This is a genomic window from Brucella anthropi ATCC 49188, from assembly GCF_000017405.1.
Taxonomy (GTDB): Bacteria; Pseudomonadota; Alphaproteobacteria; order Rhizobiales; family Rhizobiaceae; genus Brucella; species Brucella anthropi.
Genome location: NC_009668.1, coordinates 736,045 through 752,617, shown reverse-complemented (window position 1 = coordinate 752,617; position 16,573 = coordinate 736,045). Strand labels below are relative to the sequence as shown.

The window sequence follows — 16,573 nt, the reverse complement described above, 5'->3', positions numbered from 1 at the left end:
CAATGAGCACCGGATTTTTCGGCGACATTCAAAAGGTTAAATATGAGGGGCCGGACAGTGATAGCCCGCTGGCATTTCGCCACTATAATCCGGATGAAATCGTGCTGGGCAAGCGCATGGAAGACCATCTGCGCTTTGCAGTCGCCTACTGGCACAGCTTTGCCTGGGAGGGTGGCGACCCGTTCGGCGGACGCACCTTCGACCGTCCCTGGTATTCCAACGAGCTGGATGCGGCAAAGCTCAAAGCTGACGTGGCTTTCGAGTTCTTCTCCCTGCTTGGCGCGCCCTATTATTGCTTCCACGATGCCGATGTGCGGCCCGAAGGACGCAACTTTGCGGAAAACACACGATATCTCAACGAAATCGTCGATATTTTCGAGAAGAAGCAGGCCGAAACCGGCGTAAAGCTGCTCTGGGGCACAGCCAATCTCTTTTCCAACCGCCGCTATATGGGCGGGGCCGCAACCAATCCCGATCCAGATGTGTTCGCCTTTGCCGCAGCGACCGTAAAAAGCTGCATCGACGCAACGAAACGGCTCGGTGGTGAGAACTACGTGCTCTGGGGTGGTCGCGAAGGCTATGAAACGCTGCTCAACACCGATCTTGGACGCGAACTTGACCAGATGGGACGGTTCCTCAATCTGGTGGTCGAATACAAGCATAAGATCGGTTTCAAGGGCACGATCCTGATCGAACCGAAGCCGCAGGAGCCGACCAAGCATCAATATGATTACGACGTCGCGACGGTTTATGGCTTCCTGAAGCGTTACGGCCTCGAAAGCGAAGTGAAGGTCAATATTGAGCAGGGCCACGCCATTCTCGCCGGTCATTCGTTCGAGCATGAACTGGCGCTTGCCCGTGCACTTGGCATTTTCGGTTCCATCGACATGAACCGCAATGACTATCAGTCAGGCTGGGATACGGACCAGTTCCCGAACAATGTGCCGGAAATGGCGCTCGCCTATTATCAGGTCCTGCTGGCAGGCGGCTTCACCACCGGCGGCACGAATTTCGACGCCAAGCTGCGCCGTCAGTCGCTCGATCCGCAAGACCTGCTGATCGGCCATATCGGTGGCATGGACTGCTGTGCACGCGGGCTGAAAGCAGCCGCCGCAATGCTTGAAGACGGCGCCTTGTCCAAGCCGCTCGATGAGCGTTATGCAGGCTGGAACGGCGATTTCGGCAAGAAGCTTTTGACTGGCCTCTCGCTGGACCAGATCACAGCTGAAGTCGAAACGAAGGACATCAATCCGCAGCCGAAATCCGGCCGCCAAGAGTATCTCGAAAACGTCGTCAATCGCTACGTTTGAAGCCATTAAATCGACGGATACAAAAAAGGGCGCCATTGGCGCCCTTTCTTTTAATCCATGTCAATTTCTAAAGCTTGACCCAGCCGCCGTTTTTCTGTGACGAGCGCACGCAGGCATCGATGAAAGCAACGCCCTTCAATCCGTCATCGACGGTTGGATAAATCACGGCGCTATCCGGCTTTTTGCCGTTGCGATGAGCTTCGATGGCATTGGCCGCTTCCGAATAGATCGTAGCAAAAGCTTCCAGATAACCTTCAGGATGCCCAGCCGGCACGCGGGTCACGCGTGCGCTCGCAGAGCCAGTACCGGCACCGCCCCGCGTGATGAGCCGCTTTTGCTCGCCAAAAGGCGTGAACCAGAGATAGTTCGGGTCCTCCTGCGCCCATTCAATGCCGCCCTTTGTGCCATAGACGCGCAGGCGCAGCGCATTTTCATTGCCGGGCGCAACCTGGCTGCACCAGAGCATGCCCTTGGCACCGCCCGCAAAACGGAGCATCACATGCGCATTGTCGTCCAGGCGACGTCCCTCGACAAAACTGTCGAGATCAGCCGCAAGGCTGTCGAGCGCCAGGCCGGTCACGAAGGAGGCGAGATTGAAGGCGTGCGTGCCAATATCGCCGGTCGCGCCGCCTAGTCCCGATTGCGCCGGATCGGTGCGCCAGACAGCGCCCTTGGCACCGGTTGCCTCAACCGCTTCGGTCAGCCAGTCCTGCGCATATTCCACCTGTACGACACGAAGATCGCCAAGATCGCCATTGGCGATCATCTCGCGCGCCTGCCGCACCATCGGATAGCCCGTGTAATTATGCGTCAGAACAAACAAGGCACCGCTTTCATCGGCGACCTTTTTCAACTTCTTCGCATCGGCAAGCGTCGAGGTCAGCGGCTTGTCGCAGATGACGTGAATGCCGCGCCGCAGAAACTCCTTGGCAGCTTCATAGTGAACGTGGTTCGGCGTTACGATGGAAACGGCTTCAATGCCGTTTTTCAGCCGAGCCTCACGAATAGCCATGTCCTTGTAGCTGGAATAGATGCGGTCTTCGGCCAGCCCCAGTTCGCGCCCCGAGGCCTGCGCCTTTTCCGCTGATGACGACAAAGCGCCTGCCACCAGTTCGAACCGGTTGTCGAGCCGCGCCGCCATGCGGTGCACGCCGCCGATAAACGCGCCAGCCCCACCGCCCACCATGCCGAGGCGGATACGGGGAGCAGCAGTTTCCGTAGTTTTAGCTTCGATGGTCATTGCGTCCTCATAATCCAAGCATACGGCGATTGGCGGCGTCATCGGTGCCGCCGGATGCGAAATCGTCAAATGCCTTGTCGGTGACGCGGATGATGTGCGCCTTGACAAACTCCGCGCCTTCACGCGCTCCATCTTCAGGATGCTTCAGCGCGCATTCCCATTCGACAACGGCCCAACCGTCAAAGTCATTTGCGGCCATCTTGGAGAATACCGCGCCAAAATCCACCTGCCCGTCACCGAGCGAGCGGAAGCGGCCTGCACGGTTGACCCAGCCCTGATAGCCGCCATAGACACCCTGCCGCCCGGTCGGATTGAATTCCGCATCCTTGACGTGGAACATCTTGATGCGGTCCTTGTAGATGTCGATATTGTCGAGATAATCGAGGCACTGCAGGACATAATGCGACGGGTCGTAAAGCATGTTGGCCCGCGGGTGATTTTTGACCTGCTCCAGAAACATCTCGAAGGTCACACCATCGTGCAGGTCTTCGCCGGGATGGATTTCATAGCATATATCGACGCCGTGTTCGTCAGCGTGATCGAGGATCGGCTTCCAGCGTCGGGCGAGTTCCCCAAATGCTGTTTCCACCAGACCAGCAGGACGCTGCGGCCACGGGTAGACAAACGGCCAGGCCAGCGCGCCGGAGAAGGTTGCATGCGCGCCGATGCCGAGATTGCGCGAGGCGCGGATCGCCATCTTTACCTGCTCGACCGCCCAAGCCTGACGCGCCTTGGGATTGCCGCGTACTTCCGGTACTGCGAAACCGTCGAAAGCTTCATCATAGGCGGGATGCACAGCAACGAGCTGGCCCTGCAAGTGGGTCGAAAGCTCCGTGACTTCGACACCGTTCTGGCGAGCCACCCCGGCGAATTCGTCGCAATAATCCTTCGATTCAGAAGCTTGCCTCAGATCGATCAGCTGGCTCGCCCATGTGGGAACCTGCACCCCGGCATAGCCTTTTTCGGCAGCCCATTTGGTGATGCCATCCCATGTGTTGAACGGCGCTTCATCGCCTGCAAACTGCCCAAGAAAAATCCCGGGGCCTTTGATTGTCTTCATCAAATTTCTCCTGAATCTGCCCGGACCCCGCCATCAACCGGCATCGAGCAATTTGAGAGCGCGCTTCGCGCTGCATATCGGGAATGAAAAGAAAAACCGTGCGCCTGCCCAGACAGGCGCACGGTATTCAAGCACCTTAGAACGGCGAATCCGGGAAATAGAAATCCTTCGCATTGTCCTTGGTGACGAGCGTTGCATCGAGGATGTAGCTGCCGCTCACAGGAATCTGGTCATAGAAATGACCGGCGGCGAGTTCCATGGCAGTTGAAACCATTGCTGGCGGATAGAGCACATCAACCGGCACAAGCTTGTCGCCATCCATCACCTTCTTGATCATATCCTTGGAGCCTGCACCGCCCACAACATACTGGATGTCGCTGCGGTTGGCCTGCTTGATGGCTTCGAGAACGCCGACAAGCATGTCGTCATCCTGTGCCCAGACCACATCAATCTTCGGATATTTGGTCAGGAAGTCCTGCATGACACGGAAAGCATCGTCGCGGTTCCAGTTACCATACTGGCGATCCAGAACCTTCACGTTAGAGCCTTCAATGCCCTTGTCGAAACCGTCCTGACGCTGCTGATCGATCGGGATCGGCAGGCCGCGAATGACGACGACCTGGGCATCGGGCGTGGTCTTCTTGATATATTCACCGGCCACCTGTCCAAGCGCCGGGTTGTTACCGGCCACGTAGAGATCGCGGATGGAATTGTCGTTGCTGCTTGGTGCGCGGTCGACCAGAGCGACAAAGGTTCCCTTGTCCTTGATTTCCTTGATGGCGTTGACGAGCGGATCGGGATCGGTCGGCAGAACAACCAGCCCGTCGAGGCCCTGAACGGCCAGATCCTGCAACGCATTGGCCTGCGATGCCGCATCGGGCGACGTCTTGACGATGACGTTGAGGCCCGGATGCTCAGCCATCAGAAGCTTCGCCACGCGTTCGGCATGATAGACGACGCCTGCCGTCCAGCCATGATCGGCCGCCGGGATCGAAACGCCGATCGTCACTTTCTTGTCCTGTGCGCTTGCTGCGCTGCCAAAGGCAAGCGCACCCGCCGTCAAGGCGGCGAAAGCAAGCTTCATCAAATTCCCTCGCATAGTCTTCCTCCCAGTAAACACGGGGCTCTCATTCCTCTCTGGCTGGAATCGCCCCAACAATTCCGCCAATCCTTAAAGCGCGTCGCATTTTATCGTACTCGTATGACACGCTTTAAGCTTTTGTTTTCATGCATGTCTTCATCCCAAAACCGGTTCCCACTTTTGGGAGACATGCATTAGACCTATCTTCGCGAAAGCGAACGCTGCACAAGCATGGCGATGATGATAATCGCGCCCTGAATTGCCCCGAGCAGATACTCACTGACGAAGTTCGACAGGATCATGATGTTTCCGATGATCTCCAGAATGAATGCGCCGCAGATCGTGCCCCAGATACGGCCCACGCCGCCGCGCAAAGCTGTTCCGCCAACAACGACGGCGGTAATCGCCTGCAGTTCCCACATCAGGCCGGTCGTGGCCGAGGTAGAACCCAGACGCGGCACATAAAGAAGCACGGCCACAGCGACGCAAAGGCCCTGAATGATGAAGGCGATAGTACGCACTTTCTTGACGGAAATGCCGGAATAGCGTGCTACATCCTCGTTCGATCCGACTGCAATGACATGGCGGCCATAGCGGGTCCGATAAAGGACGAATGCCGCAAGCGCTGCCGTCACGAAAATCACGATAACCGGCACCGGCACGCCAAGAATGGAACCAAAATAGGCCGGGCGATAAAGCGCCTGAATGTCCGGATTGCGCAAGGTGATCGCGCCACCTTGCGACAACCATGTGGTGAGACCACGATAGATGCCCATAGTGCCGAGCGTGGCGATAAATGGCTCGATGCCGCCAACCGTCGTTATCAGGCCATTCAACAGGCCACAGGCTGCACCGACAATCAGCGCCAGCATCACGGCCGCAATCAGCATCATCACCGGATCGGCAATCACCCCACTATTCATGAACAGGATCATGATACTGGCGACGAACGCCACCATTGCGCCCACGGACAGGTCGAGCCCGCCGGATGAAATCACATAGGTGGCACCAAGCGCGATAATGGCGATAAAAGCGCTACGCGTTGCGACATTGAGAAGATTGTCGATGCTGATGAAGTTCGGGTTGGCAATCGTGCCCAGAACAAGCAGCAGGGCGAGCGCGATGAACGGGGCAATTGCCCTTAAATCCCAATCCTTGGATGTCCTCGCCACTGAGCTTTTATCGGTCGCAACCTGTGTCATCTACTTCCCACTTTATTGTTTTTATGCGGCATTTTCGGCTTCAACGCCGGTTGCAAGCACGACGATGTCATGTTCCGTCATGCGGTCGCCTGTCACCTCACCGGCAATCCGCCCTTCCCGCATCACGACGATGCGGTCGCAGATACCGATCAGTTCCGGCATTTCCGACGAAACCACGATGATCGATTTCCCCTCATCGGCCAGATTGGCGATGAACTGATAAATCTGTTCCTTCGTGCCGACATCGATGCCGCGTGTCGGTTCATCGATGATGACGATGGACGGATCGAGCATCATCATCTTGGCAAGCAAAAGCTTCTGCTGGTTTCCCCCCGAAAGCTGACCTGCCAGAATGTCCTTGCGGCCCGTGCGAATATCGAACTCGCGGATCGCATCATCGAGCGCGGAGCGTTCCCGGTTGCGGTCGATCTGCAAACCGCTCACGAATTTCTTCAATGACGCTAGCGTGAGATTGACGCCCAGGTCCTTGGACAGAAGCAGCCCTTTGCCCTTCCGGTCCTCGCTGAGATAAACGATCCCCGCCTTCTGGCTTTCATGCGCATTGCGGAAATGAACCGGCTTGCCATTGTGGCGTGCATCCCCCTTACCGGGTCGCAGACCGACGATCCCTTCCATCAGCTCCGTGCGTCCGGCGCCGACCAGACCGGCAAAGCCGAGTATCTCGCCCCGGTTGAGATGGAAGCTCGCATTCTGCACGTAGCCGGGTACGCTAAAGTTATCGACTTCGAGAATGGCAGCGTTGTCATGCTGGCTTGCGCGGTCAGGATAAAGCTTTGAAACGTCACGACCGACCATCAGCCGGGCCATGTCCGATGGCTGCAATTCCGAAGACAGATGTGCTGAAACAAGCTTGCCATCGCGAAGCACGGTCACACGATCGGATATTTCCTTCACTTCCGGCAGGCGGTGCGAAATATAGAGAACAGCGACGCCCTTTGCGCGAATGTCGCGAATGACTTTCAGCAGCGCTTCCGTCTCGAACGGTGTCAGCGAAGCGGTCGGTTCGTCAAAAATCACCACACGATGCGGCACCAGCAACACGCGGGCGATCTGCACCAACTGGCGCTGCGCAATCGACAGGGAGCCTACAACCGCATCCGGATCGATATCGGCGCCCAGATCACGAATGGCCTTGCGCGCACCTTCGCGCATCGATTTATCATCGACAACCAGTCCACGGTTAAGCTCGCGACCAAGATAGATGTTCTGCGCGACGGTCAGATCGGGTGCGAGGAGAATTTCCTGATGCACCAGCACAATGCCCTGCGCTTCGGCCTCCACTGGCCCCGAGAAAGTAACCGGCTTGCCGTCGATGCGGATTTCTCCGCTCGTAGGACGCTCATTGCCTGCAAGCAACTTCATCAGCGTCGATTTCCCGGCTCCATTCTCGCCGATGATCGCATGGACTTCGCCGCCGAAAATGCGCAAATCGATATTTTTCAGAACCTGAACAGGACCGAATGATTTGGAAAGCGACACAGCTTCCAACAGTGCTGGCCCGTCATCTTTATCTGGCGCACTCATGCGCAACCGCCCACAGCGAACTGCCGCATTTTTTGCGTCTTTAATATGCTCTTTGCCGATAGTTCTGGCTGCACGTGAACTCCTCCCAAAGCGTCACGATAAAAAGCTTAGCTTTCGTTTTGAGGTACGTAAAGCAAAATATGCACTCCAAGGTGTTATCAAACCGGAGGAGCCCTGACCTTACAAGACTTCTGCCGTTAAACAGAAAGGTTCCGATCAATCATCCTGATGGATCGGTTCATCGACAAATGTACCGCCCTGATAGACCGCGAGTGCTGAATCCGGCGCTGGCCGCGGCGTTGTCTTCTCCAGCTCGACCCGGAAACGTTCCGCATTGTCCTTGGGGTGCCAGCCGAGAAAACGGGCATGGTTGTTGTCCCACCACACCGAATCGTTGTTCGAAACACCCCAGATAACGGGACATCCCAGCATCGGCGCCCGGAAAACACAGTCAATCAGACCGGCGAAATCGTCATATGACATCCAGGTCGAAAGCATGCGATGATTGCGCGGCTCCTCAAAACAGGAGCCGATACGAACGATTGCCGTCTCCTGACCGAACTTGTCATGATACATGCTGGCAATGGACTCGCCGAAGCATTTTGAAATGCCGTAAAGACCGTCTGGACGTGTGGGCGCCTTTGCGTCGATATATTCGTCCTGTCTATAGAAACCGATCGTATGGTTTGAGCTGGCAAAAATGATACGCGGACGGCCATGCGCCCGCGCGGCTTCATACAGATTGTACATCCCGACGATATTTGCGTTGAGTATCTTGCTGAAAGACGCCTCGGTCGAAATACCACCGAGATGCAGAATACCGTCGCAACCTTCGACAAGACGCATGACTGCATCCATATCGCCGAGGTCACATTGAACCAGCTCTTCATTGAGTTTGGCTTTGCCGAGATCGGCAACGTCGGACAGGCGCAGCAGCTCGGCTTTGCCGGCCAGTTTATCTCGCATTACGCGCCCGAGTCCGCCCGCAGCACCGGTAATCAGAAGTCTTTTCACGAAAATCTCCAATCGGACGGGATAGGGCAAAATTCGACCGTTCGGCTTGTGGGCGTCAGAGCCCTCGTGAACGGTTATCTTAAGGATGGAAAAGCAGCGTCCCCTCCCAGGTACGTCGCCGCGACAACCATCATACATGTCCAAAAATGACGGTCAACGCCGACACAGACGGCAACCTATCGCTTCCGACGACGATACGGAAGATCACTGATCCGGTAACAGGCTAGTAAGATTATCGATGAGCGGCGACCGGTTGTTCTTCATCGAAACCAGCCCCAACCGCGCCAGAAGAGGCTCGCCTTCGATTGGACGATAAGTCACCCCGGCCAGCTTGATCTGCGCAATGGCGGTTGGAACAATCGAGACGCCCAGATCGGCTGCGACCAGATTGACGACGGATGGCATCTGCGGCGCTTCCTGCGCGACGATCATTTCAAAGCCCGCATTCCGGCAAGCCTCAACCACATCGTCGTAAAGGCTAAGCCCCACAATGCGCGGGAAAAGCACGAATGCCTCATTTGCCAGAGCTGAAATCGGCAGCTTGGGATGAACGGCAAGCGGATGATGGCTCGGCAGGGCGATCAGCATCGGCTCATCAGCCAGCCGCTTCATGCGTACGTCCTTGGAATTTTCCAATCCGGGCCGGATGAAGGCAGCGTCCACCTCTCCCCTGACCAGCTTTTCCATCAAAAGATGACTGTTCATCTCCGTCAGGGTCAGCCGGACATCGGGCCATCTGGCCCGAAACTTGCGGATTGTACCGCTGACGGTCGGGTTGAACGCGGACGATGCAGTGAAACCCAGCGCGAGCCTGCCGGTTTCTCCACGCGCCGTGCCCTGCGCTACAAGCTTCGCCTTCTCGGCGGCGGCAAGGGAGGCCTTCGCTTCACCAAGAAAAGCCGTGCCGGCTGCCGTCAGTTCGGCTCCATGCGGCACGCGATGAAACAGCGCCACCCCGATCTCGTTCTCGAGGTCGCGTATCTGCTGGCTGAGCGGCGGCTGACCGATACCGAGCTTCGCAGCCGCGCGGGTAAAATTGCCCTCTTCGGCCACGGCCAGAAAATAACGCAGATGACGTAGTTCCATCGCTATATCCAAAAGCTATTGCAATCGTCACTTCCATATATTGGACAAATGACGGGCATTTGACTAGATCAAAAAGCGGGAGGATTTGAAAAGGCAAAGTCATGTCACGCCTCGCAGAACGCAGCCTCGACAGCGTAAGAACACCGGAAAGCCAGCTCAAGCTCGTTTCAGCTCCCACGGCAACCGAACAAAAGCATTATCTCGTCAAGGGCACACCGGCATTTCGCAATGCGAGCATTGCACTCTTCCTGTCCGGCTTTGCAACCTTCTCCCTGCTTTACTGTGTCCAGCCGCTCATGCCGCTTTTCGCGCATGATTTTAACATCACGCCCGCGGCCAGTTCCTTATCGCTTTCCGTTTCGACAGGCTTTCTCGCCTTTGCAATTTTCGGTGCTGCCGTCGTATCTGAGCGCTTCGGACGCAGGACACTGATGTTCGTCTCGCTCCTCGGCTCAGCACTTTGCACGATAGTCAGTGCATTGGTGCCGGACTGGCATATGCTGCTCGTCATCCGTGCCCTGCAGGGCCTGCTGCTTGGCGGTGTGCCTGCGGTCGCCATGACCTATCTGGCGGAAGAAATCGACCCGCGCGGCCTTGGCGCTTCAATGGGGCTTTATATTGCTGGCAATGCATTCGGCGGCATGGCGGGCCGTGTCATTGCCGGAACGCTCGCAGAGTATTTCTCCTGGCGCGTCGGTCTGGCAGGCATGGGGCTGCTAGGACTTGCCGCATCCATCGGTTTCCTCTTTCTGCTGCCCGCATCGCAGAACTTCATTCCGCGTCCGGGCTTCAATGCACGGTTTCACCTCGGCGCATGGATCGGCCACATCCGCAACCCGGCCTTGCCACTGCTCTTTGCCATTGGCTTTCTCGTGATGGGTTCATTCGTCACCATCTATAACTATATCGGTTTCCGCCTCGTGACGGCGCCTTATAGCCTCAGCCAGACAGCGCTCGGCGCCATTTTCACGGTCTATCTGTTCGGCATTGCAGCTTCATGGCTTGCTGGCAGAATGGGCGACAGGCTCGGCTATTTCACCGTGCTTCCCATCGGGCTTGCCATACAGGCTGCGGGCTGTCTTCTGACCCTCTTTGCACCGCTGCCTGTCATCATTGTGGGTATCATCCTCGTGACAGTCGGCTTCTTCGTCAGCCATTCGGTCGCCAGCGCTCTGGTCGGTCGACTGGCACTCCACACAAAGGGACATGCGTCATCGCTCTATCTGCTCGCCTACTATCTCGGCTCCAGTGTTGCCGGTGCAGCGGGCGGCTATTTCTGGGTTGCGGATGGATGGTCTGCGGTTGCCGAATTCACCTTTGTCATGCTTGCCATTGCGTTCGCAGCGGCACTGGGTGCAGCCCGCCTGTCAAGCCGGAACTGAGATTGGACAAAAAGATAAAATTTTATGGAACCATCTTCATTCCAGAGCGTTCATGCGGCTCGGAAGGAGAATGATTGCATGCAAATTGTCGATGCTCTGGTCAAAAGATGCGGCAAGGAAAATTCCTATCAGGTAGAATTCATCGGTGAAGATGGCGAAACTGTTTGCGTATCCTTCCGCCACGATTCCGAGGAAGAGCTGAGCCACCATGACGCCATTGCGAGCGCGCTTGCCAAGATGGCGCCGCTCACAGCTTATGGTGCAGCGTTCATCAGCATCCTGTCGGCCAACAAGTTGAACACGGCCGCCACAGCGGCCTGATAAGTTCCAATAGGAAAGCCCTGCGCTCCAGCCGGAGCGCAGTTTTTTGTGTCTCTTGATCTGCCTTTTTGAACCGCTTTGGGATTGATATCCTTCTGAAAATTGCCTAGCTGCTTGACAGGAGCGAAGCAATTGACGGAGGTTCGGACATGAGCGAATTGGCCGACTGGTTATCGGACACACATCCGGTCACACGAAAGAATGCGGCTGAAGTTGTATTCGACGATATTCGCTCGGCCATCACATCCGGTCGCCTTGCCGTGGGCACCCGCCTGCCCTCTGAAACTCAACTCGCTGGCCGGTTCGGTGTCAGCCGCCCAATCGTGCGCGAGGCGCTGCGGTCACTACAGACACTGGGCCTCACCCAGACCCGAACAGGTAGTGGCACCTACGTCCTGAATGCTTCCCCCGCGAGCGAACTGAATTATGGCGGCTATTCCGCGCGTGATCTGATCGAGGCACGCCCGTTCATCGAAGTGCCGGCGGCAGGCTGGGCAGCCTTACGACGCAGCGCCGAACAACTCGCCAACCTGCTTGAACTTTGCGACAAGATGGACCGCCAGACGGACCCACAGAAATGGGAATTGCTCGATTCCGAATTTCACTGCGCGATTGCCGAGGCTTCCGGAAACACGGTCTTCTCCAAGATTGTCGCTGATGCCCGCGAGGCGCTGATCCAGCAATCTGAACTCGTCAACCTGATGTCTGGCCGCCGCGAAGCTTCGAATGTCGAACATCGCCTGATTGTCGAAGCTATTGAGGCGGGATCGGAAGCTGATGCCCGCGCTGCAATGGAAACGCATCTGAGCAAAGTCAAGACTGCTGTAACGACGATCATCGGCAAGGATGAGGTCTGACACCACAATTGCAGGACCACTGCTTTACACCGGATTCGCGCAGATTATTCATGCCAATCCGGCTTGGCGCGGCATTTTCATGCCAGATAAGCACAAGCCGGTAACACTTTATTCCTGCTGATTTTTTCCCTGCCAGCCTATTTCGGAAATGCATGCGATGCTTCTCATTTGAAGCCGAATACTTGACGCGCGTTCTGCGATATGCGTTAAAACCGGCTTCAAAATCTGTCATGCAGCTTTACAGAATGCCCATCAAATAGGGATGAATTCCATACCCTCATTGAATGACCGGCGGGGCGCCCTAATTGGCCTTTCACGCCGAACGGTCGCCTGTCGAAACCGCGCTCTCAGGGAGGAGCAATGCCGATCGAAACCATGAAAGCCACCCCGGCCGAACGCGAAGTGTTCGTTGAAGAGGACCGCGGTTATCACAAGGCCCTGAAACCGAGGCAGATCCAGATGATCGCCATCGGCGGCGCGATCGGTACCGGGCTCTTTCTCGGTGCAGGCGGACGCCTCGCAATGGCAGGTCCGGCCCTGGTCTTCGTCTATGCCCTCTGCGGCTTCTTTGCCTTTCTGGTGCTGCGTGCACTGGGCGAGCTGATCATGCATCGCCCCAGCTCCGGTTCCTTCGTCTCCTATGCCCGCGAATTCTACGGTGAGAAACTGGCGTTCGTGGCAGGCTGGATGTACTGGCTCAACTGGGCCATGACGTCGGTCGCGGACGTAACGGCTGTTGCGCTCTACATGAATTTCTTCAAGCACTATGTGCCGTGGCTGCAAGGCATTGACCAATGGGTGTTCGCACTGACGGCCCTTATCATCGTGTTGTCGATGAACCTTCTGTCGGTGAAAGTGTTTGGCGAGCTGGAATTCTGGTTCAGTCTCGTCAAAGTCATTGCGCTCGTGACCTTTCTGGTTGTCGGCATTTACTTCGTTGTCTCCGGCACGCCGATTGACGGTCATTCGGCTGGCTTCAGCATCATCACGAATAGCGGAGGCCTTTTCCCGAACGGTATATTGCCTGCATTCATCATCATACAGGGTGTGGTTTTCGCTTATGCATCCATCGAGTTGCTGGGCACCACAGCGGGAGAAACCGAAGACCCGCGCAAGGTCATGCCCCGCGCAATCCGCACCGTGGTCTTCCGCCTTCTCGTCTTTTATGTAGGTTCTGTTCTGCTGCTCTCGCTGCTTCTTCCCTACACAGCCTATTCTGCTGGCGAGAGCCCGTTTGTGACCTTCTTCGGCAAGATCGGCGTCGAAGGTGCGGATATCATCATGAACCTCGTCGTCCTGACCGCGGTTCTGTCGTCGCTGAATGCCGGGCTTTATTCCACCGGGCGCATCCTGCACTCCATGGCCATTTCCGGCTCGGCGCCAGCCTCACTGGCCAAGATGAACAAGAACGGCGTTCCCTATATGGGCATCGCCGTCACCGCGGTCGTCACTGTCATCGGTGTTGTTCTCAATGCTGTCGTGCCTGCGGCAGCCTTTGAAATCGCGCTTAATCTCTCCGCGCTCGGCATCATCACGGCATGGGGCGTCATCGTCCTTTGCCAGCTGAAACTTTGGCATCTTGCGCGTCGCGGCGAAATCGTGCGCCCGGATTTCCGCATGTTCGGTGCACCTTACACCGGCATCCTCACACTCGCATTCCTGCTTGGCGTGCTTGTCCTGATGGCACTCGACTATCCAGTCGGCACATGGACGATTGCTTCGCTGGCAATCATCGGCCCTGCCCTCATCCTCGGCTGGTATATGATGCGTGAACGCATCCATCGACTTGCTACCGAACGTGCTGTAGACGCCAGCATTCCCGGTAAGTGAGAGGATTCGGAAATATGACGCTTGCAAAGCCTTCCATAGCGGTGATCGCCACTGGCGGCACCATCGCCAGCAAGCGTGGGGAAGACGGAGCAAGCACACCGGTCCTGTCCGGTGAGGATCTGCTGGAATTCGTACCGGGCCTTGAAGCGGAGCTTCGCCCGGTCGACCTGATGGCGAAGGATTCTGCAAGCCTCACCCTTTCCGACATGCAGCGCATCAGCGATGCCGTCGGTTCCTGCCTCAAGGATGGCGACTTCGACGGCATCGTCGTCCTGCACGGAACGGATGCCATGGAAGAAACGGCGCTGCTGGTGCATCTGCAGCGTCGCATCAGCAAACCCGTGATTTTCACCGGAGCACAGTTTACCGCCGACCACCCGCAGGCGGATGGGCCGGAAAATCTCGCCACCGCCATTCGGCTTGCCTGCGATCCGGCCAATGCCGACAAAGGCGTCCTTATTGCCTTCGGTGGACGGATCGTACCGGCTTGGGGGGCATACAAGTTCAACAGCGACAGCGCCGACGCCTTCCGCTCTGCACGTATGATCCAAATCCAGAGCCCGGTGCTTCCCGCTCCTGTCGGTGACCGCCGGATCGACACGATTGCCATTTATCCCGGCTGCGATGCCCTCCACATAGAAGCGAGCATTGCAGCCGGTGCCAGCGGCATCGTTCTTGCAGCGCTCGGTTCGGGCAATACCACACCCTGCGTTGTCGAAGCTGTCCGCGAATGCTCGCGCCGCAATATTCCCGTTGCAGTTTCAAGCCGCGTACCGGAAGGCCTGTTGACACCCGGCTATGGCGGCGGCGGCGGCGGATATGATCTTGGCGAAGCTGGAGCCATTCACGCACATACACTTCGCCCGGGTCAGGCGCGCATCCTGCTTGCCGCATTGATCGCGAGTGGCAGCTCAAAGGATGCGATGGTTCACGCTTTCAGCGACGACGGATAAGCAGGTCAGCCCGGAAACTGGCGGTAGCATTCTTCCGCCACCTGCCGCAGGCGTTCGCGCGAAATCTCGCCGCTTACTGCATAACCAAGATCGCTGTCGATCCAGTAGAAAGTTTCGACACCATCGCTTGAAGCAAAACGGAAGCTCGTATCGCGGTTATCCGGATTGCGACCGACGATCACCGAAAGCCGTTTTCCAGCCTCGTCCTCATACATGAAGAATGCGCCCGCCTTGCCGTCAACCGGCAACAGGCGTCCACCAACAAGCTGGAAGCCCAACGAGCGGAGATCGGGAACACGAAGGTCGGGTATGTCGAGCCGTTTGCCAAGCCATGTCGCAAGATGCGCCTCTTCGTTGGAAAAGACCTCGACCGGATGCCGTACTTCGCTGGCATAGATGAGATATGCCGCCTGCGACTGCTGTGGCAGGGTTTGCACGCTCGCTATTTGCGGCTCTACTTCCGCAAACAGGCGCGAGCCTGCAAAGCCGCCAGCGGCGCCGATCAACAAGGCCGCCAGAACCGCTGCGGCAACAGCGCTACGATAGGTGCGCGACTGGCGTATCCCCGCTGAGCGGATCATTCCGGGATCGTCGTTCTTTGCCTTGGCATAACCGGAAAAGAGTTGCCTGATACCGTCGTTCTGTCTGCGCCATTCGGCAGCCAGCGCCGCCTGCTCGGGGTTGCTTTCAAGAAGCCCGGCAATGCGCGCATGTTCTGCTTCGGACAATTGCCCGTCGACAAAGCCGAGCAGTTCCGCTTCGGTTATGGGAGAATTGCGTTCTATCATCGGTTTCTCCGAAGCGTTACAATATTCGAGCCGCTCATATGTTCGGCAACGCGATGTCTTGCCCGTGAAAGCCGCGACATGACCGTTCCGACAGGTATGCCCAGCATTTCTGCCGCCTCGCCATAGCTGTAGCCTTCGACGACGATGAGCATCAGCACCGCGCGGTTATCGTCCGGCAGGGTGTTGATCGCCTCTTCAAGCTGCTGCAGCTGGAACGGATCCGTCTCCGTCGCAGCGACACTGACATTTTCAGTGGCATCCAGCGTTTCATGTCGGGTCCGGGCGCGGCTTTTGTAGCCATTGCGGTAAAGATTGGTCATCATCGTGAGTATCCACCCACGCAGATTGAGGCCACGCCACTGGCCGCGCCGCGACAACGCCTTCGCCACGCAATCCTGCAAAAGGTCCTCGCCTTCGGCATCGGACTTGGCAAGGCTGCGCGAATAACGCCGCATGACCGGCAGGAGGGCCAGAAGCTGGCCCTCGAAACTTTCGGGAGCGGGATGGCTCACATCGGCCTCATGGCTTTGCGGCGTGCCAGACTCCATTGACGCCGTCTCCGGTGACATCGCCGGGCTTCTTGTCCTTCACCCAGTAATAGAGCGGCATTCCGTCTTTCGCCCATTGCTCGCTGCCATCCTTGCGCTTGACCAGCGTATATGCGCCGGAAGCCTTTGCTCCCTTCATCGCCATGAAGGGCGGCCAGTTCTTGGCGCAAGTATCATAGCAGCTGGATTCACCCTTGCTATCCTTGTCGAAAGTGTAGAGCGTCATGTCTTTGGCGCCTGCCAGAACCTGCCCTTTCGAGCTTTCCATCGTCTTGACGGATGGCGCGGCCAGCGCGGCTGACGCCGCCACTGTAGCGATTGCCAGTACGGACATAAAACCAAACGTTTTCATGATC

16 protein-coding genes are annotated in these 16,573 nt (G+C 57.1%); 6 read left to right on the top strand and 10 right to left on the bottom strand.

Annotated features, from left to right (window positions below):
• The first annotated feature begins 2 nt into the window (after positions 1–2).
• Entirely contained in the window at positions 3–1,310 is a 1,308-nt protein-coding gene (xylA, locus tag OANT_RS17650; protein ID WP_012092838.1) for a xylose isomerase, read from the top strand.
• A 67-nt stretch (positions 1,311–1,377) separates the two neighbouring features.
• Here xylA and OANT_RS17645 read toward each other — a convergent pair whose 3' ends face one another.
• From OANT_RS17645 to OANT_RS17615, 7 genes are all read right to left on the bottom strand, one after another.
• Positions 1,378–2,550 (bottom strand): Gfo/Idh/MocA family protein, encoded by a 1,173-nt coding sequence (locus OANT_RS17645; RefSeq protein WP_012092837.1) that lies wholly within the window; start codon positions 2,548–2,550, stop codon positions 1,378–1,380.
• A gap of 7 nt (positions 2,551–2,557) precedes the next feature.
• Positions 2,558–3,610, bottom strand: a complete 1,053-nt coding sequence (locus OANT_RS17640; RefSeq protein ID WP_012092836.1) for a sugar phosphate isomerase/epimerase family protein — start codon at positions 3,608–3,610, stop codon at positions 2,558–2,560.
• 136 nt (positions 3,611–3,746) lie between these two features.
• Entirely contained in the window at positions 3,747–4,709 is a 963-nt protein-coding gene (locus tag OANT_RS17635; protein WP_012092835.1) for a substrate-binding domain-containing protein, read from the bottom strand.
• A gap of 182 nt (positions 4,710–4,891) precedes the next feature.
• Positions 4,892–5,893 carry an ABC transporter permease gene (locus OANT_RS17630; RefSeq protein ID WP_010658605.1) on the bottom strand — a complete coding sequence of 334 codons (1,002 nt, stop codon included), beginning with the start codon at positions 5,891–5,893 and terminating at the stop codon, positions 4,892–4,894.
• Positions 5,894–5,914: 21 nt separating this feature from the next.
• The gene (locus OANT_RS17625; RefSeq protein WP_012092834.1) at positions 5,915–7,438 is read right to left on the bottom strand and encodes a sugar ABC transporter ATP-binding protein; all 1,524 of its coding nucleotides are present in this window, start codon (positions 7,436–7,438) and stop codon (positions 5,915–5,917) included.
• A gap of 216 nt (positions 7,439–7,654) precedes the next feature.
• On the bottom strand, positions 7,655–8,452 hold the full coding sequence (locus OANT_RS17620; RefSeq protein ID WP_012092833.1) for an NAD-dependent epimerase/dehydratase family protein: 798 nt from the start codon (positions 8,450–8,452) through the stop codon (positions 7,655–7,657).
• Positions 8,453–8,656: 204 nt separating this feature from the next.
• The gene (locus OANT_RS17615) at positions 8,657–9,538 is read right to left on the bottom strand and encodes a LysR family transcriptional regulator (RefSeq protein WP_012092832.1); all 882 of its coding nucleotides are present in this window, start codon (positions 9,536–9,538) and stop codon (positions 8,657–8,659) included.
• Between the two features lie 101 nt (positions 9,539–9,639).
• Here OANT_RS17615 and OANT_RS17610 point away from each other — a divergent pair, with 101 nt between their 5' ends.
• From OANT_RS17610 to OANT_RS17590, 5 genes are all read left to right on the top strand, one after another.
• Complete coding sequence (locus OANT_RS17610; protein ID WP_012092831.1) at positions 9,640–10,920, top strand: MFS transporter; 1,281 nt, start codon at positions 9,640–9,642, stop codon at positions 10,918–10,920.
• Positions 10,921–10,998: 78 nt separating this feature from the next.
• Positions 10,999–11,241: a hypothetical protein gene (locus tag OANT_RS17605; protein ID WP_010658600.1), complete on the top strand. Its 243-nt coding sequence runs from the start codon at positions 10,999–11,001 to the stop codon at positions 11,239–11,241.
• A 149-nt stretch (positions 11,242–11,390) separates the two neighbouring features.
• A complete protein-coding gene (locus OANT_RS17600; protein ID WP_012092829.1) occupies positions 11,391–12,098 on the top strand; it encodes a FadR/GntR family transcriptional regulator in 708 nt (235 codons plus the stop codon).
• Between the two features lie 360 nt (positions 12,099–12,458).
• Complete coding sequence (locus OANT_RS17595) at positions 12,459–13,928, top strand: amino acid permease (protein WP_012092828.1); 1,470 nt, start codon at positions 12,459–12,461, stop codon at positions 13,926–13,928.
• A gap of 14 nt (positions 13,929–13,942) precedes the next feature.
• A complete protein-coding gene (locus OANT_RS17590; protein ID WP_012092827.1) occupies positions 13,943–14,881 on the top strand; it encodes an asparaginase in 939 nt (312 codons plus the stop codon).
• 5 nt (positions 14,882–14,886) lie between these two features.
• On the opposite strand, the gene OANT_RS17585 is transcribed toward OANT_RS17590, so the two are convergent.
• From OANT_RS17585 to OANT_RS17575, 3 genes are read right to left on the bottom strand one after another with little or no spacing between them, the layout of a single operon-like run.
• The gene (locus tag OANT_RS17585; protein WP_012092826.1) at positions 14,887–15,669 is read right to left on the bottom strand and encodes an anti-sigma factor family protein; all 783 of its coding nucleotides are present in this window, start codon (positions 15,667–15,669) and stop codon (positions 14,887–14,889) included.
• Positions 15,666–16,217 carry an RNA polymerase sigma factor gene (locus OANT_RS17580; RefSeq protein ID WP_012092825.1) on the bottom strand — a complete coding sequence of 184 codons (552 nt, stop codon included), beginning with the start codon at positions 16,215–16,217 and terminating at the stop codon, positions 15,666–15,668. Before OANT_RS17580 ends, OANT_RS17585 begins: the two co-directional genes overlap by 4 nt.
• Positions 16,189–16,569, bottom strand: a complete 381-nt coding sequence (locus tag OANT_RS17575; RefSeq protein ID WP_012092824.1) for a COG4315 family predicted lipoprotein — start codon at positions 16,567–16,569, stop codon at positions 16,189–16,191. Before OANT_RS17575 ends, OANT_RS17580 begins: the two co-directional genes overlap by 29 nt.
• Between the last annotated feature and the right edge of the window lie 4 nt (positions 16,570–16,573).